At 71.7% G+C, this 23,870-nt stretch carries 24 protein-coding genes and 1 pseudogene; 10 read left to right on the plus strand and 15 right to left on the minus strand.

Annotation, left to right across the window (positions count from 1 at the left end):
* Nucleotides 1-14 precede the first annotated feature (14 nt).
* Together ACFWBT_RS07325 and ACFWBT_RS07330 are read left to right on the plus strand one after the other, a co-directional pair.
* Nucleotides 15-188: a hypothetical protein gene (locus ACFWBT_RS07325; RefSeq protein ID WP_266754609.1), complete on the plus strand. Its 174-nt coding sequence runs from the start codon at nt 15-17 to the stop codon at nt 186-188.
* Between the two features lie 87 nt (nt 189-275).
* Nucleotides 276-800, plus strand: coding sequence for a hypothetical protein (locus ACFWBT_RS07330; protein ID WP_385697016.1), 525 nt, complete (start codon nt 276-278; stop codon nt 798-800).
* Nucleotides 801-815: 15 nt separating this feature from the next.
* On the opposite strand, the gene ACFWBT_RS07335 is transcribed toward ACFWBT_RS07330, so the two are convergent.
* Genes ACFWBT_RS07335 through ACFWBT_RS07345 form a run of 3 tightly spaced genes read right to left on the minus strand, consistent with a single transcriptional unit; the run spans nt 816 to nt 4,347 of the window.
* A complete protein-coding gene (locus ACFWBT_RS07335) occupies nt 816-2,324 on the minus strand; it encodes a pyridoxal phosphate-dependent decarboxylase family protein (RefSeq protein WP_385697018.1) in 1,509 nt (502 codons plus the stop codon).
* Complete coding sequence (locus tag ACFWBT_RS07340) at nt 2,324-3,688, minus strand: MFS transporter (protein ID WP_385697020.1); 1,365 nt, start codon at nt 3,686-3,688, stop codon at nt 2,324-2,326. Before ACFWBT_RS07340 ends, ACFWBT_RS07335 begins: the two co-directional genes overlap by 1 nt.
* Entirely contained in the window at nt 3,685-4,347 is a 663-nt protein-coding gene (locus ACFWBT_RS07345) for a TetR/AcrR family transcriptional regulator (RefSeq protein ID WP_385697021.1), read from the minus strand. The genes ACFWBT_RS07340 and ACFWBT_RS07345 overlap by 4 nt, the downstream gene beginning before the upstream one ends.
* 213 nt (nt 4,348-4,560) lie before the next feature.
* On the opposite strand from ACFWBT_RS07345, the gene ACFWBT_RS07350 reads away from it, so the two are divergent.
* Entirely contained in the window at nt 4,561-4,968 is a 408-nt protein-coding gene (locus ACFWBT_RS07350; RefSeq protein ID WP_385697023.1) for a YciI family protein, read from the plus strand.
* Nucleotides 4,969-4,976: 8 nt separating this feature from the next.
* Nucleotides 4,977-6,122 (plus strand): RNA polymerase sigma factor, encoded by a 1,146-nt coding sequence (locus ACFWBT_RS07355; RefSeq protein ID WP_385697061.1) that lies wholly within the window; start codon nt 4,977-4,979, stop codon nt 6,120-6,122.
* An 84-nt stretch (nt 6,123-6,206) separates the two neighbouring features.
* Here the strand turns inward: ACFWBT_RS07355 and ACFWBT_RS07360 are convergent, their stop codons facing one another.
* From ACFWBT_RS07360 to ACFWBT_RS07370, 3 genes and pseudogenes are all read right to left on the minus strand, one after another.
* Entirely contained in the window at nt 6,207-6,668 is a 462-nt protein-coding gene (locus tag ACFWBT_RS07360; RefSeq protein WP_385697025.1) for an ArsI/CadI family heavy metal resistance metalloenzyme, read from the minus strand.
* Nucleotides 6,669-6,708: 40 nt separating this feature from the next.
* Nucleotides 6,709-6,864, minus strand: a complete 156-nt coding sequence (locus tag ACFWBT_RS07365; protein WP_385697063.1) for a hypothetical protein — start codon at nt 6,862-6,864, stop codon at nt 6,709-6,711.
* Nucleotides 6,851-7,327: pseudogene (locus ACFWBT_RS07370) on the minus strand (NAD(P)-binding domain-containing protein); the annotation flags it as partial. The gene ACFWBT_RS07365 and the pseudogene ACFWBT_RS07370, both read right to left, overlap by 14 nt.
* Before the next feature lie 260 nt (nt 7,328-7,587).
* Here ACFWBT_RS07370 and ACFWBT_RS07375 point away from each other — a divergent pair.
* Nucleotides 7,588-7,956: an ArsR/SmtB family transcription factor gene (locus ACFWBT_RS07375; protein ID WP_385697027.1), complete on the plus strand. Its 369-nt coding sequence runs from the start codon at nt 7,588-7,590 to the stop codon at nt 7,954-7,956.
* A 71-nt stretch (nt 7,957-8,027) separates the two neighbouring features.
* On the opposite strand, the gene ACFWBT_RS07380 is transcribed toward ACFWBT_RS07375, so the two are convergent.
* On the minus strand, nt 8,028-8,819 hold the full coding sequence (locus ACFWBT_RS07380; RefSeq protein WP_385697028.1) for an aquaporin: 792 nt from the start codon (nt 8,817-8,819) through the stop codon (nt 8,028-8,030).
* A gap of 37 nt (nt 8,820-8,856) precedes the next feature.
* A complete protein-coding gene (locus ACFWBT_RS07385; protein WP_385697030.1) occupies nt 8,857-9,171 on the minus strand; it encodes an ArsR/SmtB family transcription factor in 315 nt (104 codons plus the stop codon).
* Nucleotides 9,172-9,348: 177 nt separating this feature from the next.
* Here ACFWBT_RS07385 and ACFWBT_RS07390 point away from each other — a divergent pair, with 177 nt between their 5' ends.
* The 3 genes from ACFWBT_RS07390 to ACFWBT_RS07400 all read left to right on the plus strand — a co-directional run bounded on the left by ACFWBT_RS07390 (nt 9,349) and on the right by ACFWBT_RS07400 (nt 11,257).
* On the plus strand, nt 9,349-9,768 hold the full coding sequence (locus tag ACFWBT_RS07390) for an arsenate reductase ArsC (RefSeq protein ID WP_385697032.1): 420 nt from the start codon (nt 9,349-9,351) through the stop codon (nt 9,766-9,768).
* 173 nt (nt 9,769-9,941) lie between these two features.
* Entirely contained in the window at nt 9,942-10,682 is a 741-nt protein-coding gene (locus ACFWBT_RS07395; RefSeq protein ID WP_385697033.1) for a DUF4142 domain-containing protein, read from the plus strand.
* Between the two features lie 167 nt (nt 10,683-10,849).
* A complete protein-coding gene (locus ACFWBT_RS07400) occupies nt 10,850-11,257 on the plus strand; it encodes a hypothetical protein (protein WP_385697034.1) in 408 nt (135 codons plus the stop codon).
* 94 nt (nt 11,258-11,351) lie between these two features.
* On the opposite strand, the gene ACFWBT_RS07405 is transcribed toward ACFWBT_RS07400, so the two are convergent.
* From ACFWBT_RS07405 to ACFWBT_RS07435, 7 genes are read right to left on the minus strand one after another with little or no spacing between them, the layout of a single operon-like run.
* Nucleotides 11,352-11,996 (minus strand): nitroreductase family protein, encoded by a 645-nt coding sequence (locus ACFWBT_RS07405; RefSeq protein ID WP_385697036.1) that lies wholly within the window; start codon nt 11,994-11,996, stop codon nt 11,352-11,354.
* On the minus strand, nt 11,993-12,892 hold the full coding sequence (locus tag ACFWBT_RS07410) for a hypothetical protein (RefSeq protein ID WP_385697038.1): 900 nt from the start codon (nt 12,890-12,892) through the stop codon (nt 11,993-11,995). Before ACFWBT_RS07410 ends, ACFWBT_RS07405 begins: the two co-directional genes overlap by 4 nt.
* Nucleotides 12,893-12,938: 46 nt before the next feature.
* Complete coding sequence (locus ACFWBT_RS07415; RefSeq protein WP_385697039.1) at nt 12,939-13,922, minus strand: ScbA/BarX family gamma-butyrolactone biosynthesis protein; 984 nt, start codon at nt 13,920-13,922, stop codon at nt 12,939-12,941.
* A gap of 10 nt (nt 13,923-13,932) precedes the next feature.
* Nucleotides 13,933-14,877, minus strand: coding sequence for a nucleoside-diphosphate kinase (locus ACFWBT_RS07420; protein WP_385697040.1), 945 nt, complete (start codon nt 14,875-14,877; stop codon nt 13,933-13,935).
* A complete protein-coding gene (locus ACFWBT_RS07425; protein ID WP_385697042.1) occupies nt 14,874-15,965 on the minus strand; it encodes an SDR family oxidoreductase in 1,092 nt (363 codons plus the stop codon). Before ACFWBT_RS07425 ends, ACFWBT_RS07420 begins: the two co-directional genes overlap by 4 nt.
* A 54-nt stretch (nt 15,966-16,019) precedes the next feature.
* Nucleotides 16,020-17,672 (minus strand): hypothetical protein, encoded by a 1,653-nt coding sequence (locus ACFWBT_RS07430; protein ID WP_385697044.1) that lies wholly within the window; start codon nt 17,670-17,672, stop codon nt 16,020-16,022.
* On the minus strand, nt 17,669-20,449 hold the full coding sequence (locus tag ACFWBT_RS07435; protein WP_385697045.1) for a phosphoenolpyruvate synthase: 2,781 nt from the start codon (nt 20,447-20,449) through the stop codon (nt 17,669-17,671). The genes ACFWBT_RS07430 and ACFWBT_RS07435 overlap by 4 nt, the downstream gene beginning before the upstream one ends.
* A 495-nt stretch (nt 20,450-20,944) precedes the next feature.
* On the opposite strand from ACFWBT_RS07435, the gene ACFWBT_RS07440 reads away from it, so the two are divergent.
* Together ACFWBT_RS07440 and ACFWBT_RS07445 are read left to right on the plus strand one after the other, a co-directional pair.
* Entirely contained in the window at nt 20,945-22,846 is a 1,902-nt protein-coding gene (locus tag ACFWBT_RS07440; RefSeq protein WP_385697047.1) for an arabinofuranosidase catalytic domain-containing protein, read from the plus strand.
* 139 nt (nt 22,847-22,985) lie between these two features.
* The gene (locus ACFWBT_RS07445; protein WP_385697049.1) at nt 22,986-23,843 is read left to right on the plus strand and encodes a ribonuclease BN; all 858 of its coding nucleotides are present in this window, start codon (nt 22,986-22,988) and stop codon (nt 23,841-23,843) included.
* Nucleotides 23,844-23,870: the final 27 nt, after the last annotated feature.

Raw genomic sequence — 23,870 nt, forward strand, 5'->3', positions numbered from 1 at the left:
CGCCGGGAGAACCGATGAGCCTTTTTCTGTTCCTGCTCCTTGTAGCCCTCGTCCTGGGCATCATCGGGTTCGCCGCGCACGGACTGTTCTTCCTGCTGATCATCGGCTGCCTCGTCCTGCTCGCCGATCTCGCCTACGCCGGCATGCGCTTCCGCCGCGGTGGCCGAAAGCATCGCATGGCCCGGTGAGCCCGACGGTCCAGCCCGACAGAGCCAGGCAGGACGATCCTCCGGGATTCGAACCCGGACAGCGCCTCACCGCTTCACACTGGATCCATGTCTGCGCTGTGGAGCTTGCTCGCCGCCCCTGTCGGAGCGGTCGCGACGACGCTGATCGGGGTCTTCGCGGGAAGTACGGTCAGCCGGAGGGCGCAGGACAGGCACTGGGTCCGGGACCAAGTGACGGCGACCTGCGCGCGCGTACTCCGTGAGTCATCCGGTGTACTCGTGGGTCTCAGCGAGATGGAGGCCAGTCGCTCCGACTCCGTTCCTCAAGGTGTCGTCATCCCTACGACCATTGACTGGCGGCCGTGGAACGAGGCGGTGAGCATGGTCAACCTCGTCGCCGACAAGGACATCGCGGAAGCCGCGCACGCCCTGGACGAGCAGATATGGCGTCTTCACACCATGGTCAAGCGAGGCCTGCCGCCCGGGGAGAACTGGTTCGCTCTTCGCGCACGCGTGGAATCGGCGCAGAACGACTTCATCGTCACCGCGCGGCAGCGGCTCTCGCTCGCCGGGGATCCGCTTCAGCGCTTCTCCGGGCGACCGGCACCGGACGACCCGATCTGGTCCTCATGATCCGGCGCACCGGAGTCAGGGCCGCGCAGAGCCTCCCAGGTACGGGCTGTAGAGCGCGGACAGGAAGCGGGTGACGATGATCTCTCGGGTCGCCGCCGGGAGGGCGTCCAAGAGGCGGTTGACCGGGGCCATGCGGGCCGCGTTGTCGCCGGTCAGGTCCACACCCGCGGCGGGGAGCAGCGCCGCGAAGGACGCGTTGTCGAGTTCGGTGAGGTCCACCTGCTGGAGCAGGTCGACGATGTCCGCAGGGGGCGTCGGAGGGCCGAGCGGACGGACGACGTCGACGCATTCGCGCAGGACCGCGAGCAGGCTCTCGACGCCGTGCTCGCTGACCCCGGTGAGGGTCAGGTGCAGGTTGGCCGGGAGGCCGTCGAGGCTGAGTTGGGGCTGGAGGAAGAAGCCCCGGGCGCGGGTCTCGTCGGCGAGGGCGAAGAGGTCGAGCGGGGTCTCGGCGGTCGGGTCGGTACCGATGGCGACGAGCGTGGCTTCGGGGGTGCCGAGGACGGTGAGGCCGTCGATGCCCTCGACGCCGGTGATCAGTCTGCGGGTGGCGGACAGGGCGGCGCGGCCGAGTTCGCGGTAGCCGTCGGCGCCGAGTGCCTGCAGCGTGGCCCACGCCCCTGCCAGGGGTCCGGCTCCCTTGCTGCTCTGGATGGTGGAGTTGACGACGCTGTAGCCGGGCCAGGTGGCGCAGGCGTAGTAGGCGTTCAGACGCAGGGCCTCGTCGCGGAACAGCAGCACGGAGGCGCCCTTGGGGGCGTAGCCGAACTTGTGCAGGTCGCAGGAGAGGGAGGTGACGCCGGGGACGGAGAGGTCGAAGGCCGGGACGGGCGCGCCGGCCTCGGCGAGCCAGGGCAGCAGCCATCCGCCGACACAGGCGTCGACGTGGCAGGGGATGCCGCGGGCGGCGGCGTCGGCCGCTATCTCGGCGATCGGGTCGATGACGCCGTGGGCGTAGGACGGGGCGGAGGCGACGACGAGAACGGTGTTCTCGTTGCAGAGCGCCGCTACGGCCGCGGGGTCGGCCCGGTAGGTCACGGGGTCCACGGGTGCGCTGCGCACGGTGACCCGCAGGTAGCTGCCGGCCTTGTGGAAGGCGGCGTGGGCGGTGACGGGGACGACGATCTCGGGGGCGAGGACGTCCGGGCGGGCGTCCCGGGCGGCCTTCACCGCCAGGATGATCGACTCGGTTCCGCCGCTGGTGAAGATGCCCGGGGTGGTGTCGTCGCCGCCGAGGCGGACGGCGGTCGCGCCGACGACCTGGCGTTCCAGGGCGACGATGCTGGGGAACGCGGTCGGGTCCAGGCCGTTGACCTCCATCATGGTCAGGTAGGCCCGCTCGGCGGCTTCGCGTACTTCGGGACGGCCGCTGTCGTAGACGTAGGCGGTGGTGTGCCCGCCCCGGGTCGGCAGGTCCGCGGCGGTGAGGACGGCGAGTTCGGCGAGGAGGTCGGCGCCGGTGCGGCCGGTCTCGGGGAGGCCGGGGTGGGCGGCCCGGGCGGGGGCCTGCTGAGGAGTCGTCATCAGATGGATTCCGTTTCTTGCCGGTCACGGCGGCGGCCGTAGGCGCGCAGGGCGGGCAGGGAGAGCAGCATGAGCAGGGCGGGGATGAGGCTGAAGCCCAGCAGGATGCCGGTTCGCGCGGTGGCGGTCTGAGCGACCGGATGGTCCAGGGTCGAGGAGACGAAGCCGGTGGCTGTCAGGGCGATCGCGTACGCGCCGGGCCCGGCCGCGAGGCCGACGGTCTCGCCGGCCGTCCACAGTCCGGTGAAGGCGCCGGACTGGGCGTGGCCGGTCCTGGCCGTGTCGGCGTGCACCGTGTCGGGCAGCAGGGAGAGCGGGAGGACCTGCAGGGCCGCGTAGCAGATGCCGAGCAGCCCGCAGAGCGCGAGCGTCGCGACGACCGCGCCGGTGTCGCTGCCGCTTCCGGCGGCCGGGAACAGGGCCGCGGCGCCGACGGCGTAACCGCAGGTCGCGACCGTGAGGCAGCGCAGCCGCCCCCAGCGTCCGGCGGCCTTGCCCCACAGGGGAACGGCGACCGCGCTCGGTGCGACCAGGCAGACGAAGAGCACCGAGGTCAGGCCGTAGCCGCCGAGGCGGTAGGTGGCGACGTAGGGTGCGGCGGCGAGCATGATCGCGACGGCGGCGGCCTGCAGCACGAAGGAGGCCAGCAGCGCGAAGAACGCGCGGTTGCCGCGTGCGGTACGGAAGGCCGCGACGAGGCCGAGGGGTTCGGGTCCGGGGTGGGAGCGCACCCAGCGGGTACCGAGGGCGGGCACCAGCAGGACGGCCGCGATGACGAGGCCCACGGTCAGCCCCATCGCTCCGTATCCCGTCCGGCCGCCGCCCGCGGCGGTGACCACGGCGGGGGCCGCGCCGCCCGCGACGAGGATGCCCAGGGTCAGGAAGACGATCCGCCAGACCATGATCCGCGTGCGGACGGCCGGGACGGAGGACATCTCGGCGGGCAGGGCGACGTACGGAACCTGGAACAGCGAGAAGGCGCTCGCGGCCAGGACGAAGGTGACGGTCACCCAGACGACCGCACCGGTGCCGGTCATCGGTGACAGGAACATCGCCGCGAACGCGGCCGGCAGGGCGAGCGCGCCCGCGACGAGCAGCCGCGTACGTCGGCCGGTGCGGACGGCCTCGCGGTCGCTGGCGGCACCGACCAGCGGGTTGAACACGGCGTCCCAGGCCTTGGGCAGAGTGACCACGAGTCCGGCGATACCGGCGGGGACGCCCAGCGCGTCGGTCATGAAGTAGAGGAGCAGCAGGCCGGGGACGGTGGAGAACACGCCGGTGCCGACCGAGCCGAGGCCGTAGACGAAGAGGCGGCGGCGGGTGAGTTCGGGGGCGGAGCTCCCGGGGAGCACGGCGGTCGTCATCCGTGCCCCTGGTCGCCTGGTTCGCGGGCGCCGAGCCCGAGATCACGCAGCACGAGGGCACGCAGGTGCGCGCGGAAGCGCGGGACCTCGGCGCGGATGCCCGAGCGGCAGAAGCCGTGGGTGTTCCAGAGCACCGTCCAGACGGTCATCTCGATGTCGGCGGGCGCGGCGGTCCCGGCGGGCTGTGCGGCCGGGACGACCTCGCGCACCGTGTCACGGACGGACTCGATCAGCGGCCGCGCGTAGGTGGCCTCCAGATCCGCGAACTCGGCCGCGTCCGAGAGCCAGCGGCGCATCCAGAGGGCCGGGATGTGGGGCTGGTCGAGACAGAAGTCGAGGTACCGGTCGACCAGTCCGGTGACGGCCGCGACCGGATCGGTGGGCGCGAGCGCCCGGAACGCGACCAGCGCGTCCGTCAGCACGCGCTGCTCGGCGAGGTGGGCGCGCAGCATGACCTCGCGGTAGAGGTCCGGCTTCCCGCCGACGTGGTAGGCGACGGTGGCCATGTTCAGCCCCGCCTCGGCGGCGATCCGGCGGGTGCTGGTGCCGTCGTAGCCGTTGTCGGCGAAGAGGGAGGTGGCGGCCGCGATGATGCGTTCACGACTGGCATCGGCGGGCGGTGGATCGGGGGTCGGGGAGGCGGGCGGCGACTCGGACATGGCGGGGAGATTACGCCGCCGAAGGCCGCTGATCAATCGATTGATGGAGAAGATGTCGACGGCCTCACCCTGCCGCTCCGCGAAAGCCCCCAAGTGGCAGGAAATCGGATGCGCCCAAAACGGTCGGACAGTGATGTCGAAAACCCGTGGCTGGCTCCGTCCCCGAAGTGAAAGCGGCCAGAATGGGCCGCACCAGCACCGAGGAGAAGCACGATGGCCAAGTACCTGTTGCTCAAGCACTACCGCGGCGCTCCGGCTTCGGTCAACGACGCGCCGATGGACCAGTGGACGCCGGAGGAGATCTCGGCCCACCTGCAGTACATGAACGACTTCGCGGCCCGGCTCGAGAAGACCGGCGAGTTCGTCGACAGCCAGGCGCTGGCCCCCGAGGGGACGTTCGTCCGGTACGACGGCGAGGGTCGCCCGCCGGTCACCGACGGACCGTTCGCCGAGACCAAGGACGTCATCGCCGGCTGGATGGTGATCGACGTCGACACCTACGAGCGCGCGGTCGAGTTGGCCGGGGAGCTGTCGGCCGCCCCCGGTGCGGGCGGCAAGCCCATCCACGAGTGGCTCGAGCTGCGCCCGTTCTACGGCGTGTCGCCCACCATCACGGAGTGACCTCTCAGATGAACGAGGTTCTGCTCCGGAGCCTCACGCCGAGTGTGCTCGGCATCCTCGTCCGCCGCGGAGCCGACTTCGCGGCGGCCGAGGACGCCGTGCAGGACGCGCTGGTCGAAGCGGTCCGCGTCTGGCCGGCCGATCGGCCGCGGGATCCGAAGGGCTGGCTCGTCACCGTGGCCTGGCGCAAGTTCCTCGACGCGACCCGGGCGGACACTGCCCGCCGCCGGCGTGAGGACCTCGTCGAGGAGGAGCCGGCGCCCGGGCCCGCGCCCGCGGTGGACGACACGCTCCGGCTCTACTTCCTGTGCGCCCACCCGTCGCTGACGCCCTCGTCCGCGGTCGCGCTCACGCTGCGCGCCGTCGGCGGGCTGACCACCCGCCAGATCGCCCGGGCCTACCTGGTGCCCGAGGCGACCATGGCCCAGCGCATCAGCCGGGCCAAGCGCACCGTCTCCGGCGTGCGGTTGGACCAGCCCGGCGATGTCGCCACCGTGCTGCGCGTCCTCTACCTGGTCTTCAACGAGGGATACTCCGGCGACGTCGACCTCGCCGCCGAGGCCATCCGGCTCACCCGGCAGCTCGCGGCCGCCATCGATCACCCCGAGGTGGCGGGGTTGCTCGCCCTCATGCTGCTGCACCACGCCCGGCGCGCCACCCGGACCGCGCCCGACGGCGGTCTGGTGTCGCTGGCCGAGCAGGACCGCGAACGGTGGGACACCGCATCGATCGCCGAGGGCGTCACCATCCTTCAGACCGCCCTCGCCCGCGACCGGCTGGGTGAGTTCCAGGCCCAGGCCGCCATCGCGGCCCTTCACGCCGACGCGCCCACCGCCGGGGAGACCGACTGGGTGCAGATCGTCGAGTGGTACGACGAGCTCACGCGCCTGACCGACAGCCCGGTCGTGCGGCTCAACCGCGCGGTGGCCGTCGGCGAGGCCGACGGACCGCGCGCCGGTCTGGCGGCGCTCGCGGCGCTGAAGGACTCCCTGCCTCGCCACACCGCGGTGGCGGCGTACCTCCACGAACGTGACGGCGACCTGGCGACGGCGGCACGGCTGTACGCCGAGGCGGCCCAAAAGGCACCCAACCTCCCCGAGCGCGACCACCTGACGCGCCAGGCCGCCCGACTCAACGCCCGCCGGCCTCACTGACGGTTCGTCAACCGTCGGCGGTCAGCGGTCAGCGGTCAGCGGTCAGCGGTCAGCGGTCAGCGGTCAGCGGTCAGCGGTCAGCGGTCAGCAGCAGCTTGCCGCCGAGGCGGCCGACTCTCCCTGGGCGCCCTCGCTGTGCCCGGCGCAGCAGGTGCTGCTCCGCTGCTTGGCCAGGGTGCCCGCGTCGGCCTTCACGACGTAGACCTCCCAGGGTTCTTGCCCTGGACCGCGGACCCAGACCTTGTCCTGGAGGGCGTAACAGCAGGTGGTGTCGTTCTCCTCCACGGTGGCCAGCCCGACGTCGGTGAGCCGGGCGGTGGCCGCGTGCACGGCCTCGGTCGTGTCGACCTCGATGCCTAGGTGGTCCATGCGGGTCCCCTCTCCCTCGGCGCCCTCGACAAGGACGAGCTTGAGCGGGGGCTCGGCAATGGCGAAGTTGGCGTAGCCGTCGCGGAGTTTGGCGGGCGCTGTGCCGAACAGTTTGGTGTAGAAGGCGATGGACGCTGCGAGGTCGGGGACGCGGAGGGCGAGCTGTACGCGGGACATGGCGAGCCTCCTGCTGGTGATGGGTGGGTGGGTGGTTGGGTCAGCAACCGCCGGACGGGGCCGGAGAGCCGATACCGATGCCGATCTCGCGGGTGGCCGGGGCCGCGCAGCAGCCACCGCCGTCGCTGTCCTGCGTGGTGCCCGCGCCGTCGAACAGGCCGGAGCCGCCGCATACCCCCGTCTCCGGCAGGGTCAACTTCGCTGACCGCGTCGGCGGTGATCCGCCCTTCACCGCCGTCCGCGTGCCGGACGTGGACGGTGAAGGGCTGCTCGTCACGGCCCGCGTCGACGATACGGTCGCGGCCCTGTCGTGCCACCCCGGTCACCGTGATGCCGTAGCGGACCTTGTCGCCGAGGAGGTCGGCGAGCGGCTGGAGGTAGCGCTCGGCCCAGTCGCCGCCGGTCGCACAGGTGGCGCCGTCGGGGCGGACCCATCCCGTCGGGGCGAGGAGCTTCTCGGCGGCGGAGTCGACGACCTCGGCCCAAGGCGAGAACAGCCGCACGTGCGACCACGCGCGTACAGCACTTCCCGCTGACGATCCCGCTTCCAGGACCAGCGGTTCGATGCCGCGTGCGACGAGGTGAGCGGCGGCGGCCAGGCCGATCGGGCCGGCTCCGATGACCACGACGGGCAGATGGTCGGTGGTGGGCGCGTTCACGGGATCTTCTTTTGATTCGACGTTCGTCAATGTCTTGTGTCAACATAGACAGATGCCGAACCCGCACGGACGGCCCCGCGGCACTCCAGACAGGGGCAGCCCGGGACAGCCGGGCGCGCCGGCCGCGCTCCATTCCGGGACAGAGCGCGGCACGACGACGAAGGAAGAGGGGCGCCAAGAAGCGCCCGCTTCCCGACCGGGAACCGATCGCGCTTCGCGCACACCCGTCCCTCTGCTTCGACATGTGTCAACATAGACGTATGTCGAACATAAAGGTGTTGCCGCTGCTGGAGCCGGAGGCCTCCGTCGCCGAGGCTCCGTGCTGCCCGCCGCTGACCGAGCGGCCGCTGACAGCAGATGAGGCGGAGCGGACCGCCGCGATGTTCAAGGCGCTCGGTGACCCTGTCCGGCTGCGTCTCTTCTCCCTGGTCGCCTCGCACGAGGGCGGCGAGGCGTGCGTGTGCGACATCTCCGACGTGGGCGTGTCCCAGCCGACCGTGTCCCACCACCTGAAGAAGCTCAAGGAGGCCGGGTTGCTGACCTCCGAGCGGCGCGGGACCTGGGTCTACTACCGCGTCGAGCCCGCGGTGATGGCCGCGATGGGGCAGATGCTCGCGACATGGGGATGACCCCTCGGCCCGCCGGTTCGGCGCGGCCCGCCCGACAGCAGCGTCGCCCCACGGCAGCGTCGCGCGACGGGCTACTCGCCTTCACTCCGGCCAGGCAGGAAGATGAGCGCCACCAGCGCCAGCCCCACCGCGGCGCCGACGAACTGCACGCCGATGAACCCGGGGACCGAGCCGGGCGCGATGCCCGCGAAGGAGTCGGTGAACGCGCGGCCGATCGTCACCGCCGGGTTGGCGAAGGACGTCGATGACGTGAACCAGTAGGCGGCGCCGATGTACGAGGCGACCGCGACGGGCGCGAAGCGCAGCCGGTCGGTGCGGGCCAGCCCGAAGATCAGCAGGATCAGCCCGGCCGTCGCGACGACCTCACCCAGCAACAGATGGCCCGCCGAGCGGTCGTGCGTCGACCATTTCACCAGCGGCTCGGCGAACATCGCGTCGGCCAGGACGGCGCCCGCGATCGCACCGACGATCTGCGCGGGGATGTAGGCCGCCGTCTCACGCAGGGTGACTCCCGCTCCGCCGCGGCGGGCGGTCCACCACTCGGCCAGCGTGACCACCGGGTTGAAATGCGCGCCGGACACCGGGCCGAACAGGGCGATCAGAACACCGAGACCGAAGACGGTGGCGGTGGAGTTGGCCAGCAGTTGCAGGCCGACGTCCTTCGTCAGTTCGGTGGCCTGGATGCCGGAGCCGACCACGACCGCGACCAGGGTCGCCGTGCCGACCAGTTCGGCTGCCGCCTTGGCGATCAGCGGGGACGCCTGGGACGGAGTGGCGCCCGGGGCGGGCTGCGGCACGGTACCCGCGGAGACCTTGGGAGCCGGCTCGGCAAGGTCGTACTCGGTGGCCTCGGTGGCGGTCAACAGGGCTCCTCGATGCAGGTCTCCGCGGAGGCGGGGATCAGGGACAGGACCGCTTGATGTTGTTCTCGGCGGTGGCGCGCGCCGTCTCCGCCAGGTCGGCGAACTGGCCCGCGAGGGAGGCGATGACGTCAGGCCTGAGCCGGTAGTAGGTGAACCGGCCGCATGGCTCGGTCTCCACCACTCCCGCCTCGCGCAGCACCTTCAGATGGTTGGAGAGGTTGGTCTGACCGGCGCCCGTCTCCTCGATCAGGTGAGTGCTGCAGAGCGTCTCCCTGGCGAGCAGGGTGACGATCCGGAGCCGGAGCGGGTCGGCGAGCACCCGCATCAGATCAGCGTCGACTGACATCATCATGGACTGATACTGTCACATCACTCTTGACACCAGCCGCCCGCAGCGACCTCGGAACCCACATCGAGACGGTGGCGGGCATCCGAACCGCAAGGGGCCCCGGCCGAGCCCCTGAAGCTCACCCCAAACGATCCGCGCAACCCGCGCAACCCGCTCGATCACCCACCAAGGAAGAACCCGATGTCCTCCAGCCCGCTCGCCTCCGTGCTGTTCGTCTGTGTCCACAACGCCGGGCGCTCGCAGATGGCAGCCGGGTTCCTGAACCACCTCGCGGGCGACCGGATCGAGGTCCGCTCCGCCGGCTCGATCCCGGGCGACCAGGTCAACCCCGCCGCCGTCGAGGCCATGAAGGAGGTCGGCGTCGACATCGCCGACGCCGAGCCGAAGATCCTCACCACCGAGGCCGTCCAGGCGTCCGACTACGTCATCACCATGGGCTGCGGCGACGCCTGCCCGATCTTCCCCGGCAAGAAGTACCTCGACTGGGCGCTCGAAGACCCGGCGGGCAAGGGCGTCGGCGCCGTCCGCCCCATCCGGGACGAGATCAAGACCCGCATCGAGGCACTCATCGCCGAGATCGACGCTCGACAGGAGACGTGATCCCCGCAACGGGCAAGGGCGTGCGCGGAGTCATGGCCGTCGGGCGCGCCCCGCACCAGCCCGCTTGCGGCGCAGAACACCACGCGGCATGCAGTTTTTACCCAGCGCAATGATCAACAGACTCGTCTCGTCCGTATCTCCTGCCGTATTCGATAGTCACGTCAGGAGGCATCATGCCCGTCTCACGCAACTTGGCAGGAACGGTTTTCGTGGGCGGCGCGTTGACCCTGACGCTCGCCGCGCTCGCCTACCCCGCCATGCTCGGCGTCCAGACCACGTCCAGCGCACCCACCCGCATCATCGCCAACACCCGGTACGGCCCGCTCACCGAGGCCGACCGCGACTTCGTCGTGAAGGTCCGCTCGGCCGGTCTGTGGGAGTACCCCCTGGGCGAGATCGCTCTGAAGAAGGGCTCGACACCGGCGATGCGGGAGGCCGGCAAGCATCTGATCGTGGGACACGCGCGCCTCGACGAGCTGTGCCGCAAGATCTCCCCGGAGCTGGGGATCACGCTGCCCAACCAGGCCACGCCGCAACAGCAGCAGTTCGTGGCGACCTCGGCCGCTCAGTCGGGCAAGCAGTTCGACACGACCGCCGCCAACATCATGCGTGTCACGCACGGCCAGATCTTCCCGGCCATCGCCAAGGTCCGCGCCACCACCGAGAACTCTCTCGTCCGCCAGCTCGCGAACCTCGCCAACGACACGGTGCTCGACCACATCACCGTGCTGGAAAAGACCGGCACGATCAACTTCGGCCAGGTCCTCGCCCAGCAGAGCGCCCCGCCGACGCTCCCCAAGGACCAGGTCACCCCGCCCGCGCCGCAGCCGGGCTCCCCTGTCCTCGTCCTCGCCCCGCGGCCCGACCTCAACGTGAACACCGCCTCCCCGACACCCAGCCCCACGGTCGGCTGATCCGGCGCGGGCCGACGGCTTCCCGTCCGAGGAACGCCCGCCGCCCGCTGCCGCAACGGCTTCAGCGCCGAAGAACCCGTCGTGAGTACCGGCTGACATTTCTACTCAGGTGGAGATGAGTATCAGGGCTCTGACGCGCGTTCAGGTGGTTCCAGAACACTGGGGCCATGAGCAAACAAGTACGGAAACCTCTCCCTCAGGTCCTGGCGGCGCTCGTGCTGGCCGGGCTGACGACGGCGGCATGGGCCGGCTGGCTGGGCTGGGACCAACAGCGCGACGTGCATGCTGACGGCTCGACGACCGGCCCCTATGAGGCATGGCAGGTCATCGGGCTCGGGGTGACCCTGTTGGCGCTCGTGTACTGGGCCGCCTCCCGCTCGTACGTCCCGGCCGCGGTTCTCGGCACCACCACCGGACTGGCCGTCGCCGCCTATGTCGACTGGTCCGACGACAGCAGCGGGCTCTTCGCTGTCGGCGTGGGCCTGGTCGTGATCGGGAGTCTCGTCGTGACCGGCCTCCTCTCGCTCTTGATCGCTGCATGGAGGCCGAACACCGGACACGGCCAGCCCGGGTAACCGAACGCCCCTGCCGACATGCCTGCGTCCCGACTGCCGTCCGGCGAGAAGCCCGGTCCCGGTCCTCGACAACGCCCAGGTGGAATCTCGTACGTCAGGCGCCCTGCCAGCCGTCGTGGTGCAGGACCTGCTCCAGCGGCAGCCGTGGACCCGGCCGGAACGTGTCGCGCAGCGGGTAGGCCGTCGGCAGCAGCGCGCCCTGCCGGACCGTGGGCGGCAGACCCAGCAGGTCGGCGACCTCCCGCTCGCGGTCCAGGTGGACCGCCGTCCAGGCGGTGACCAGACCCCGGCTGCGGGCGGCCAGCGCGTAGTTCCAGGCGGCGGGCAGCAACGACGCCCACAGGCCCGCCTGGTTGCCCGTCGGCAGCCGGCCGCCGGGCACTTCGATGCAGGGGATCACGAGGACGGGCACCCGGTGCAGCCGGTCGGCCAGCGCGCGGGCGTCGGTGATCAAGGACCGCGTCGTCTCGGGCACTTCCGCGAGGGGCTCCAGTTTCGCGGCGTTGCGGTCGTGGAACGCGGCCCGGTACACCTCGGCGACGTCCGCTCGGATCCGCGGGTCGGTGAGCAGGATCCAGCGCCAGTTCTGCCGGTTGTTGCCGCTGGGGGCCTGCAGTGCGACGCGCAGACAGTCCTTCACCATGTCCGGGTCCACCGCCCGGTCCAGGTCCAGGCCACGCCGTACGCACCGCGTGGTGGTCAGCAACTCCTCGCAGGACAGCGGAGGTTCGTCGGTCACGGCAGCAGCACCGCCCCGACGGCCAGCGCGAGGTAGGTGATCACGACGAAGCCCATGGCAACCGGTACCGGCCACCCGCCGCGGCCGGCGGCCAGGAACCGCCGGGTGCCCCAGGCGGGCAGGGCGGCGGCCAGGCACGGCAGCAGCCGGAGTGGGCCCTGCGGCGCGAACAGCAGGACCTGGAAGCCGACCGCCCAGGCCGCGAAGCCCGCGGTGACGAGGGCACTGCGGCGCGGGCCGAGGTCCACCGAGTACATGCGGGCACCGGGTGGCGCCTCCCAGGACGTCTTGCGGGCGAATTCGAAGTGCAGGAAGACACCGGCGCACAGGGCGAGCAGCGCGGCACCGCGCCAGTCCGCGGTGACGGTCCCCGCGGCGACGAGCGACCCGTAGACGTAGCCGCCGAGCAGCACCTGCACCGGGTAGGTGATCGCCAGGTTGAGCAGCTGCCGGTCGCGTACCGCGGGCGACTGCCGTTCCAGTACGGCGAGGAACAGCCCGTAGGCGAGGGCCGCGAGGATCAGCAGGGCGGCCGTGGCGGACGTGGCCGCGTTCAGGACCGTCACCACGACGGCGATCACCGCCATCGCGCCCCGCAGTTCGGCCGCGGTGATCGCGCCGGTGACGAGCGGCCGGTCGGGGTGGTGGACACGGTCGTGGGCGAGGTCCTTCTGCTCGTCCAGCATCCGCAGGAACAGCAGGGTCAGCACGACGCTGACGACCCGTACCCAGGTGGCGCCGGACGGCCGCCAGGGCGTGCCGGTCGCGGCCGACGCCGAACCTTCCAGGGCGAGGACCCACAGCAGTCCGTAGGTGACGTAGATGTGCGGCCGGAACATCCGCAGCACGAAGCGGCCCAGTCTGGCGGGCACTTGAGGGACGGCGACGGTGGTCACTGCGCAGGCTCTCCGGTCGGGTGGGGTCGGGGAGTCGGGGCGGGGCTCACGCGGCATCGTGGGCCGCCGGCCCGGCGAAGGCACACGCCAGTCCGGCCGTGTCCGGGTCGGCGAGCCTGATACGGGCTTCGGCGGCCACGGCGCCGGGCTGGCGCAGAGCGCACTCGATGTCGGCGCCGGGCAGGACCGGAGCGGTCCGGCACTCCAGCGGCAGGTCCATCTCGGCGAAGCAGCGGAACCGGGCGGCCAGGGCGACCGGCAGGGCCGAGGAGGTGCGGACGCGGCCCGCGGCGACGGCCGCGGGCAGGGCGAGCTGGCGGAAGGCCTCCAGTTCGAGCATGCCGGGGACGTGGTCCACCCAGTGGTCGTAGAGGGTCGGGTGCGTGGTCTCGGCGACCAGGTGTGCCGTGTGGGTGCCGTCGCTCGCGACGCGCGGCGGGGAGATGACCGTGTTGGCCGGGGCATGCCGTCCGACCAGGGCGGGGTCGACGCGCGGTCCGCGCAGAGCGACGGGCACAGCGGGCAGGCCGAGCGCGCCGCGCTGTCCGGCCCGCAGACGCGTCCAGTCCTCCGGGGGCATCCAGGAGTAGTTGATGCGCGCGAGCAGGGCCTCGCGTGCTCCGATGGTCAGGGCGAAGCGCAGCCGCAGGCCGGTCACTCCGGTTCGGATACGGAACCGGTGCTCGACCCGCGTGGTGATGACCGCCTCGGTGGACCGGTCGCCGCGGACGAGGGCCGCCGGGTCCGGCACCGCGAACTCGACCGATCGCAAAAGGAACTTCCGCCCCAGGGGGACGTCGAGGTAGCGGTGGGCCACCACGAAGATGCCCTGCCTGCACGCCTCCAGCAGCAGGAAGGGGTCGTGGTGGGTACGCGGGCCGAGTGTGTCGTCGTAGAAGGCGTGGCGGCGGGGGAAGCGCGCGGCGAACCGCATCTCGTCCTCGCTGTGGCGCTCCGCGTCGGTCAGGAAGACCTCGTCGGCCGCGGAGCGGTGCACCAGTTCCTTGGGGAGTATCCGGGTGAACTGCATGGGCCGCTCCTCAGTTCGGGGTGGCGCGGACGGTGTCCAGGTGGCGGCGCCAGGTGCCCGCGTCCGCCCCGTCGAGTACGGGTGCGCGGCCGGGCTCCCGCATGGGGAGCACCGTGGATCCGACGATGACGGCGTCCCACGGATCGAGGTCGATCCCCCGCGCCCACGCGGTCTCCAGGAGCATGCGCGGGGTGGCCGCGGGGTCGGCGCCCCGCTGCCGGGCCACGGTGTCGCGCAGCCGTGCGACGGCGGGGTCGAAGTCGAGGTCCCGGGGCTTGGTGGCGGCGTACAGCCGGCCGGCCAGCTCCAGGGCGTCCGCGGTGCGGTCCTCGTCGGCGAGGGCGGAGCGGAACAGGCGGTCGCGTGCGGCGTCGTCGAAGTGGACGGCCAACTCACGCAGGACGTCGGCGGGTTCGTCGGGGGTGTGCGCCAGGTTCAGCAGGTAGCTGTAGCGACCGAGGAGGTGCCGCAGCTGGCCGGGGCGGCGGGCGTCCGGGTCGGTGGGCCCCTTGAGCCGGGTGAGCTCGACCGAGGCGGGGATGTCCAGGTCGTGTTCGGGGCGGACGAGCAGGACGAGGGCGTCGGCGTCCTCGAGGAAGAGCGCGGCCAGCCGCCTGCGGTAGGGGGTGGCGAGGTTCCACTGGAAGTACCACAGGGAGCGGATCATGGTGCGGGTCAGCCGGGTGACCGCCGCGCCGACGATCCTGTAGCCCTGCCCGGACAGCCAGTCCACGGCCGCGTCCAGCCTGCGGGCAACGACGGCGTCCGGCTTCAGCAGCAGCGCGGCGTGCCGGTGGGCGAAGCCGGTGATGTCGTCGGTGAGGGCGGCGAGTTGTCCGTGGCTCTCCTGGTAGTAGGTGTCGGCGCCGTACAGCAGTCGCTTGTCGGGGTGGCATGTCAGTAGGGGCGAGACGGGTATGCCGTGCGGGGGCTCGGCGAGGTGCGTGGCGGTCATCGGTGGGTGCTCCCGTCGGGTCGGGCGGCGGCCGGCTCCTTGCGCGGGGCCGGGCCGAGGTAGCCGGTCGCGAGGCAGTGGTCGAGGAGGCGGCGCAGGTAGGGCCGTCCGCCGGAGGGAGCCGGACGGCGGCTGAACACCGCGGCGTGTGTGTCGTCGAAGTGGACACGCCGCCGGAAGTAGGTGGCGTACAGGGACACGACCCGGTCGTAGTAGGGGCGTTCGCGGTCGGGCAGGGCCGCGGCGGAGAACGCGGACGGGGGGACGAACCTCGGCACGTGGAAGGACGGGTACTCGGCGAGGACGTCGGACATGTCCCGCAGGGTCAGCTCGTGGCCGACGGCGTGCAGGGTGTGGCCCTCGGCCTCCTGGAAACGGGTGGCGGCCTCGGTCACCAGGTCGGCGACGCGGTCCACCGGAACGAGGTCGAGGACGGCGTCGTAGTGGCCGGGCACGGTACGCACCAGACCTCTGGTGAGGACCCGGAGCACGGGATAGATGGTCTTGAGGTCGCGGACGCGGCCGGTGCGGGTGGCGCCGGTGACGACGGTGGGGCGCACCACGGTCACGGGCAGGCCGTCCGCCGCGGCCTTGCGGACCAGGGTCTCCCCGGCCAGTTTGCTCTTCTCGTAGCCGTTGCCGGGACGTTGGCCGAGGTCGAGTGCGTCCTCGCGGGCGGTGCCGTCACGCTCCCCGGACACGTAGGCGGTGCTGACGTGCACCAGGGGGGTGCGGCCCGTCAGGGCGAGGGCGAGGAGGTTCCGGGTGCCCTCGACGTTGATGCGGTCGTACCGGTCCTGAGGGAGTCCGAAGTCGGTGACGGCGGCGCAGTGCACGATCCGGTCGGCCGTGGCGGCGAGCCGCCGGTCGGCGTCGGTCAGGGCGAGGCCGGGGCGGGTGATGTCGCCGGTGAGCCGGGTCAGGGTGCCCGGTCCGGGGGTGAGCTTCCTGCCGTTGTTGCGGACGAGGTCGCCGTTGCGGTGGAGCAGCGCCAGCACGGTGTGGCCCGCGGCGGTGAGCCGGGCGGTCACCTCCGCGCCCACGAAACCGCTGGCGCCGGTCACCAGGAACGTCATCGGATCGGACATCGATGGAACCTCCGAGGGGAACATCGGACGGGGTGCGGTAGGGGCCTGGTGGTGTCACAGGGCCTGGTGGGGCTGGGCTCCCTGGCCGGCCAGCAGGTCGCGGGCCTCTTCGATGGGCAGCTCCGCGCCGAGATGGGCGCCGACGCGCAGCCAGTCGTGGCCGAGTTGCAGGGTCGCCCGCCAGGTGTCCGCGGAGTCGAAGGAGAGCGGGAAGGAGTCGGCGCCCACGGCGCCGCGCACCAGGGCGATGTAGGAGCGCAGCTCCGCGAGGAGCGCGTCGCCGTCCTCCGCCGAGTCCACGCCGCGCCGCAGCAGTTCTCCGGCGTGCGCCCCGATCGGCGCGGTGCCGGGGGGAAGCAGGTCCGTGCGGCGTACGAGGTCGGAGTCGGCGGGCAGCGGGTGGACCCCGTGGGCGCTGAACAGTCCGCGCAGCGCGGCGTGCACGGCGCGTCGCGCGGTGAGTTCGGCGACCCGCCACTGTCCGCGCCGCAGGGCGCCGGTCACATCCTCGACGGCGTTCTCGACGACCACGTTGGACCACACGAGGGCCATGGCGGCGGCGGCGAACCGGTCGGCGGGCAGGGGCATGAGGTCGATGGCGCGAGGTCCGCCGACGGCCGCGCCGCGCACCGACAGCAGCGGCTGCGCGGTGGACGGCGGCGGGGTCACGGGGCCGGGCGGGGCGGCGAGCGGCAGCGCGGGGGTGATGGTGCCGCCGCCCTTCCAGGCGAGGCGGATCAGCCCGTAGCGCAGGAAGGCGGCCAGCAGCGGGCCGGGGTCGGCGACGCCGGTGTCGGCGGCCATGGCCTGTACGCGGGGCAGCGGCCGGCCCAGGACGAGGGAGCGCCAGACGGCTCCGGCGTCGTCGCCCAGGGCGAACACGTCGCGCCGGCCGCGGATGACGTGGACGCGTTCGCCGGTCTGCCAGGTGGTCACCCCCGCCACGCGTTCGACGGTGAGCCGCTCGGGCCGTCGGGGGACGCCGGTGAGTCCGAGGTCCTCGGCGAAGGCGAGGCAGGCGGTCAGGTGGTCCTGGGCGGCGTCGGTGTCGCCGGGCCGGGGAACGGTGGTCTCCAGTTCCCAGTAGCGGTCGCGTATGTCGGTCCGGCCGGTCCGGTCCAGTTGCATGGAGAGCCATTTGGGTTCGAGATAGGTCTCGCCCAGGCCGGCCGCCCAGGACTTGACGGTCTGGACGAGTCCGGCGCGGGTCCAGTCGACGGCCTCGTCGCTCGCGCCGAGGCACAGCAGCGCCGTCGCGTGCCGCAGGGACTGGTGGGCCCGGTGCGCCCACCAGTCGGCGGTTATCCGGCGGAACCGCTCGACGGGCAGCATCGCCTTCACCTCCTCGACCAGGGCGTGGCCGCGCAGCGGGTGGCTGTGCAGCACCCGCTGGCAGCGGTTGAGGAGGTCCTCGGAGAGCCGGCCGGGCCGTTCGGCGCCTTCCTCCACCGTGCGCAGCTGGTCGGCGAGTTGGCGCACCGAGCGGGTGCGGATCTCCACCCGTCGGCCGTCCACGAACAGCAGCGACGGCATGGTCGGCAGGTCGTCGTCGGAGCGGCCCACGAGCAGGAAGTCGATGTCGGAGGAGGGGTTGCCGAATCCTTCCGCGATGGAGCCCTCCAGGGTCACGGCCCACTCGGTGCCGTGGGGCAGTTCGGCGAGGGACTTGTCGAGCAGGTCCTGCAGTCGGTCCTCGGTGAGGATCACTGATGTGTCTCCGTTCGGGGGCTTTCCTCGGCGGCGGTCGTGCTGTCGCCGGGAGGGTCGGCGAGTACGGTGACCGTCCCGGCGGCGCCGTCGACCCGCAGCCGGGTGCCGGTGCGGATCTCGGTGGTGGCTCCCTTGACCTGCACCACGGTCGGAATGCCCAACTCCCGTGCCACGACGGCCACATGGGTGAGCGGGCTGCCGCGTTCGATGACGAGGGCGGCGGCCGAGGGCAGCGCGGTCACCCATCCCGGGTCGGTTCGGTAGGTGACCAGGATGCCGCCGCCGATGTCACGTGGGGTGTCAGTGACCGCCGCGGGCCCTTCGGCGACGCCTGTGCAGCAGGGGACGCCGCGCAGTTCGCGGGCGCCGGTGCGGGCGGCCGGGCCGCTGGTCCAGCCGGCCCGCTCCAGGTTGCCCGACCAGTACGGGGCCCCGCGGGTGGTGAAGCGGGACGGGGCGTGCAGCGCTGCGTCGGCGGCGAGTCGCCCGCGGCGCAGCGCGACCAGGTCCCGCAGTTCGGTGTGGGCGATCATGCCCTCGTAGGCGCCCCGGATCTCCTCGATGCGCAGCAGGAACACGTCGTCCCAGGCGTCGATGGCGCCGGCGCGCCGCAGATCGCGGCCGAGGGCGCGCAGCATGCGCTTGGCCGCCCCGAAGGCGCGGGTGCGGCAGAACCTCAGGCGTTCCCGGTCGGCGAGCGCCGCTCTGGCCTTTCCCCGCACCCGCTCGTACAGCAGGCGCCGGGGGCCGCGCAGATGCTCGTCGAGGTAGGCGTCGGCCTCGCCGCCACGGTCGGCCTGGCCGCCGCCGGTGGCGGTGGCGGTGGCGGTGTCCGGCAGCGCGTCGCGCAGCAGGGTGAACAGCCCTGCCGGGTTCTCGTGCAGGTCGGGGATCTCCAGTTTGAGTTCGTCGGGGCTGCGGTAGCCGTAGTCGGCGATGTACGCGTCGACGGCCGCCAGGAACCGGGTGTGGCCCGCGTCGCGCAGCGCCCGGTGGGCCTCGGAATCGGGGGTGTGTTCCAGCAGCCGCAGGATCTCGGCGTCGGCGCGCGCCCGGGAGGCCAACTCGCGCAGTGCCCAGACCGGTTCGGCGGACTCCACGACGCCGCCGGGCGCCGCCGCGGCCCAGGTGAACCACTCGGGCGCCGCCGGAAGCCATCGGCGGGTGAGCAGGGCCAGCAGTCCCACGGAGAGCAGGATCGTCGCGTCCAGGGTCTGCATCGGGCCCCATTTCTCGATGAGTTCCCGCTGCAGTCGCCGGAAACGGCGGTACGTCTCGTCGCCGGTCAGCGCTTCGTAGTCGACATTGTTGAATACCGCGTACGCCCGATAGAAATCTCGGTGAAACATCTCAATGGATTTCCGGATGGTGAGGAATCGCCCGACGAAGATCAGCGTGCGGGTGAGTCGCGAGAACCGGCCACGTATCCCGGGCCGGGGCGTGAACGGATGGAGCGTGTCGGCGACCTCGTCGGAAATGCTCTCCGCGACGCCGAGGGATTTCTCCAGGACGCGCCGGTTGAGCGGGTACAGCGGGGCCAGGCGCACCATGCGGTACCAGTGGAACAGGTTGTAGTAGACCCGTCCGTGGACATAGCCCAGCAGGTGCGGGGTCCACTCCTGCACCTCGCGCAGTTGCTCGCCCCGGACGCCCAGGGCGCGGGCATAGCTGTCGTATACCTTCGCGTAGGTGTCGGCGGCGAAGCTGTAGGTGAGCGGGGACACGACGCCGCTGAAGCTCTCGATGATGTTGGAGTTGTCCCAGATCCGCAGGTCCCCGACGGCCGCCGCCGCGGGGTCGGCGGCCGGGGCGAGGGTGGTGACCGGGCGGCTCTGCAGGATCCACAGGGTGTCGTCGGCGATGGCCCACTCGATGTCCTGGGGGGCACCGTAGTGCGCGGTGACACGGGCACCGGCCTCGTGCAGCCGGGCCAGTTCGGCGGCGGACAGGCACATCGCGGCGCGGTCCTCGTCGGCGACGGGTGACACCTCGCAGCCGGGTCCCGCTCCGGCGTCGTAGCGCTCCTGCTTGTCGCCGATCACCGTGGTCAGCGGCTCGCCGGTGGTGGCGTCGAGGACGACGGTGTCGGCGTCGACCGCGCCGGAGACCAGCCCCTCCCCCAGTCCGTGGACGGCGCTCACCACATGCCGGTCGGTGCGGCCGGTCATCGGGTCGGCGGTGAACAGCACCCCGCTGCGCTCGGCGGCCACCATGCGCTGGACGACGACGGCGACGCCACCGGCGTCGGGCGGCAGTCGGCGCTGCGCGCGGTAGCGCAGGGAGCGTTCGGAGAATCCGGAGGCCCAGCAGCGGCGGACGTTTGCGATGACCTCGTCGAGTCCGCGGACGTTGAGGAAACTGTCGAACTGGCCGGCGAAGGAGTGCTGTGCGCCGTCCTCCTGAGCGCCGGACGAGCGGACGGCCACCGCGCCGCCGCCGGCCAGCCCGTAGGCCAGTCCGATGGCATCGACGACGCGGCCGTCGAGCGGCGCGGCCTCGATCAGGTGGCCGATCTCCGCGGCGACCTGCCGGGCGTCGGACTCCCAGCCGTCCGCGAGCAGCCGCGCCAGGTGGTCGTCCAGTCCGCTCCCGCGGCAGAATTCCGCGAATACGTCCAGCCCGAGGATCGACCAGCGCGGTACTTGAAATCCGGAAGCGGTCAGGGCGTGCAGGTTCTTCCCTTTTCCACCGGCCCATTCGGCGGTCAGGGATTCGTCACTGGATGGCGTGAGGATGTTCAGGGACCGGTTTTCGGATCCCGTGGTGGGCGACAACGTGTTTCCCCTCCAAGGGTGTTGCTCGACCTCTGCCGAATGTTTCACAGCGGAGCAGGTCCAAAGAACTCCGGTGGGCCGCCATGGACGCTTTTCGGCCGTCGTAGTCTTTTCAATTTCCGATGGCCCGCCGCCGTTCACGACGACCGCCAGGATCTCGACACGGAACGGGACGATCCGGTCACCGCGCATCCGCCCGGCTCCGGACACGGGGCTCGACCGCGACCGGTGACACCCGGCGGCACCACCGCAGATGCCCACACCGGCACCGACACCCCTGCCCCGCAAGGAGGTTGCGGCGCGACGGGGCACCGCACCGCCACCGGCCGCCCCAAAGCCACACGTTCGGACACAGAGAAGGCCGGACCAAAAAGAAAAGCAACAAATATTGACGCAATCAACCAGCGCGCGTAACTTCCGTCACAGTCGTCAGGCAGCCTGAACTCGGCTGCCCCGAGGGCGAGTTGTAGCTCCATCCTCCACTTGGGAGCACATATGCGCAGAAGAAGATCTGCCTCCTCGCGTCTCTTCCCGTCTCCGGCGTCCGGGCCGGTTCCCCGACCACGCCGACCGCGTCGCGCCCTGCTGTCCGTCGCCGCCGTTCTCGGCCTCCTGGTCACCGTCCTGGGCGGCCTGACCGGTGTCGCCCAGGCCGCCGGATCACAGCCCTGCGACATCTACGCGGGCGCGGGCACCCCCTGCGTCGCCGCCCACAGCACGACACGTGCCCTGTTCTCGGCGTACAACGGCCCGCTCTACCAAGTCACCCGCGCCTCCGACGGAGCGACCACCGACATCGGACCGCTGTCGGCCGGCGGCTACGCGAACGCCGCCGGGCAGGACACCTTCTGCGCGAACAGCACGTGCAGCATCTCCAAGGTGTACGACCAGACGTCCCGCCACAACGACCTGTTCCTCGGGCCGGCCGGCACGGCCGGAATGGGTGCCGACCGAGGCGCGGACGCCGGTGAGCTGTCGGTCACGGCGGGCGGCCACAAGGTGTACGGGATCTGGGTCTCGCCCGGCGTCGGGTACCGCTCGCACGGTGCCGCGTCCGGTGTCGCCGTGAACGGCGGTCCGGAAGGCGTCTACATGGTCGCCAGCGGCACCCACGTCGGCTCCGCCTGCTGCTTCGACTACGGCAACGCGGAGGCCACACCGGCCGACACCGGCAACGGCCACATGGACGCCGTGTCCATCGCCACCACCTGCTACTTCGCTCCCTGCAGCGGCTCCGGCCCCTGGATCGAAGCCGACCTGGAGAACGGCATGTTCCAGGGCGACAACGGCTCCAACACCGCGAACAAGGGCAACAACAGCACGTACGTGACGGCCGTCCTCAAGAACAACGGGCAGACCACCTACGCGTTGAAGGGAGGCAACGCGCAGTCGGGCGGCCTGACGACCTGGTGGGACGGCGCGCTGCCCTCGCGGGGCGGCTACCGGCCGATGCACCAGGAGGGCGGCATCATCCTGGGCACCGGCGGCGACAACAGCAACTGGAACATGGGGACGTTCTTCGAGGGCGCCATGGTGTCGGGCTATCCCACCGACGCCGCCGAGAACGCCGTACAGGCCAACATCGTCTCGGTCGGCTACTCGGGCCAGACCAACGTCCCGAACGGCCCGCAAGCCACCGTCACCGGCCCCGGGAACCAGTGCGTCGACGTCACCGCCGACGACACCGGGGTCAACGGCGCCGCCGTCGGCCTGTGGAACTGCCAGTCCTACGCCGAGGACCAGCACTGGACGCACAACGCCAACGGGTCCCTCGTCACCATCGGCCGCTGCCTGGACATCATCGGCAACGGCACCGCCAACGGCACCCAGGTCGAACTGTGGGACTGCAACGGGGTGGGAGGCCAGAAGTGGGTGCAGCGCGCCGACGGCTCGCTGTTCAACCCGCAGTCGGGTCGCTGCCTGGACTCCCCCGACGGCGCCACCGCCAACGGCACCCGCCTGCGGATCTGGGACTGCAACGGATCCACCGCCCAGAAGTTCGCCGTCAACGCGGGGGCGCCCGTCATAGGTCCGGGCGGCACCTGCGCCGACGTGGCCGGGGACGACAACGGGTCCAACGCCACCGCCGTACAGCTGTGGGCCTGTCAGTCGTACGCGGTCGACCAGCACTGGTTCCGCAGCACCGACGGCCGGCTGCACACGCTGGGCCGCTGCCTCGACATCAACGGCAACGGCACCGCGAACGGCACGCAGGTCGAGCTCTGGGACTGCAACGGTGCCGGGGGCCAGATCTGGGAGCAACAGGCCGACGGTTCCCTGCGCAACCCCCAGTCGGGGCGCTGCCTGGACGCCCCCGACGGCGCCACCGCCAACGGCACCCGGCTGCGGATCTGGGACTGCAACGGATCCGCCGCCCAGAAGTTCGCCCTGGGCTGACCGCACCTCGCTCGCTCCACCTCGCCCCGGCCGGACCCGACGTCCGGCCGGGGTCGCCCGGGCCCTCGCCGGGGACGTCGACGATATGGCCCACTCGCAAGGCTGTTGGTCACGTCGCCATCTGTGATAGTCGACGTGCATGCCGAAGAAGGCTCCCCCTGCCGCCGACCCCCAGGACCGCCCGCCTGCGCGGGTACGGCTGTGCCGCGTGCTGCGCGATTCCCCAGTCGGCCGGGGATGGCGGCGGAGCAAGGAGATCGAGCTGGGGCAGAGGTCGCTCGGCTTCGCGGCGCTCGGCTTCCTCACGCTGGTACCCCTCCTGATCGTCGTCTCCGCCGCCGACCCTGCGCACGGGCGGGGGTTCGCCCAGTGGCTGGGGGACGGACTCGGCGTGTCGCGGGACGCCAGGCGGCAGGTCGCGCAGTTGTTCGCGCGGCCCGGTCAGGTTCTGCAGACCACGACCGCTTTCGGCCTCGCCGCGCTCGCCGTCTTCGGCATCAGCTTCGGGGCGGCGGTACAGACCGGCTACGAGAAGGTCTGGGACCTGCCTCCGGCCCGCTGGTACGCGAGATGGCGGCAGGTGCTGTGGCTCGGCGTTCTCATCGGGACCCTCTACGTGACCGCGACGACCACACTGTGGCGCCACTCGGACGCCGGAACACTGACCGCGACCCTGAGCGCCGTCCTGTTCTTCTGGTGGTCGCAGTGGATGCTGCTCGGCGGACGGATCGCCCCGCGCGCCCTGCTGCCCGGCGCGGCCCTGACGGCGCTCGGGCTGCTCGGACTTCGGGTCTTCTCGCGTCTCGTCTTCTCACCGCTGATCGCGTCCAGCGCTGTCACCTACGGTCCTTTCGGCACCGTCCTGGTCGTCCAGTCCTGGCTGGTCGGAGTGGGCGTCGTCGTCTTCGACGGCGCGCTGCTGGGGCGCCTGGTGCACGAGGAACTGCCCACCATGGCAAAGGCGCTGACGGAGCGGGCCAGGCATCGTGGGCGTTGACACCCGGGAATCCTGTTCTCGCGCCCC

Source organism: Streptomyces sp. NPDC060027, assembly GCF_042737005.1.
GTDB lineage: Bacteria > Actinomycetota > Actinomycetes > Streptomycetales > Streptomycetaceae > Streptomyces.

Coding starts and splice junctions, on each gene's coding strand:
- ACFWBT_RS07335 (WP_385697018.1), bottom strand. CDS start 2,324: ATGACGACTCCTCAGCAGGCCCCCGCCCGGGCCGCCCACCCCGGCCTC.
- ACFWBT_RS07345 (WP_385697021.1), bottom strand. CDS start 4,347: ATGTCCGAGTCGCCGCCCGCCTCCCCGACCCCCGATCCACCGCCCGCC.
- ACFWBT_RS07425 (WP_385697042.1), bottom strand. CDS start 15,965: ATGTCCGATCCGATGACGTTCCTGGTGACCGGCGCCAGCGGTTTCGTG.
- ACFWBT_RS07385 (WP_385697030.1), bottom strand. CDS start 9,171: ATGATGATGTCAGTCGACGCTGATCTGATGCGGGTGCTCGCCGACCCG.
- ACFWBT_RS07375 (WP_385697027.1), top strand. CDS start 7,588: ATGTCGAACATAAAGGTGTTGCCGCTGCTGGAGCCGGAGGCCTCCGTC.
- ACFWBT_RS07440 (WP_385697047.1), top strand. CDS start 20,945: ATGCGCAGAAGAAGATCTGCCTCCTCGCGTCTCTTCCCGTCTCCGGCG.
- ACFWBT_RS07445 (WP_385697049.1), top strand. CDS start 22,986: ATGCCGAAGAAGGCTCCCCCTGCCGCCGACCCCCAGGACCGCCCGCCT.
- ACFWBT_RS07355 (WP_385697061.1), top strand. CDS start 4,977: ATGAACGAGGTTCTGCTCCGGAGCCTCACGCCGAGTGTGCTCGGCATC.
- ACFWBT_RS07390 (WP_385697032.1), top strand. CDS start 9,349: ATGTCCTCCAGCCCGCTCGCCTCCGTGCTGTTCGTCTGTGTCCACAAC.
- ACFWBT_RS07325 (WP_266754609.1), top strand. CDS start 15: ATGAGCCTTTTTCTGTTCCTGCTCCTTGTAGCCCTCGTCCTGGGCATC.
- ACFWBT_RS07420 (WP_385697040.1), bottom strand. CDS start 14,877: ATGACCGCCACGCACCTCGCCGAGCCCCCGCACGGCATACCCGTCTCG.
- ACFWBT_RS07360 (WP_385697025.1), bottom strand. CDS start 6,668: ATGTCCCGCGTACAGCTCGCCCTCCGCGTCCCCGACCTCGCAGCGTCC.
- ACFWBT_RS07415 (WP_385697039.1), bottom strand. CDS start 13,922: ATGCAGTTCACCCGGATACTCCCCAAGGAACTGGTGCACCGCTCCGCG.
- ACFWBT_RS07400 (WP_385697034.1), top strand. CDS start 10,850: ATGAGCAAACAAGTACGGAAACCTCTCCCTCAGGTCCTGGCGGCGCTC.
- ACFWBT_RS07350 (WP_385697023.1), top strand. CDS start 4,561: ATGGCCAAGTACCTGTTGCTCAAGCACTACCGCGGCGCTCCGGCTTCG.
- ACFWBT_RS07395 (WP_385697033.1), top strand. CDS start 9,942: ATGCCCGTCTCACGCAACTTGGCAGGAACGGTTTTCGTGGGCGGCGCG.
- ACFWBT_RS07330 (WP_385697016.1), top strand. CDS start 276: ATGTCTGCGCTGTGGAGCTTGCTCGCCGCCCCTGTCGGAGCGGTCGCG.
- ACFWBT_RS07340 (WP_385697020.1), bottom strand. CDS start 3,688: ATGACGACCGCCGTGCTCCCCGGGAGCTCCGCCCCCGAACTCACCCGC.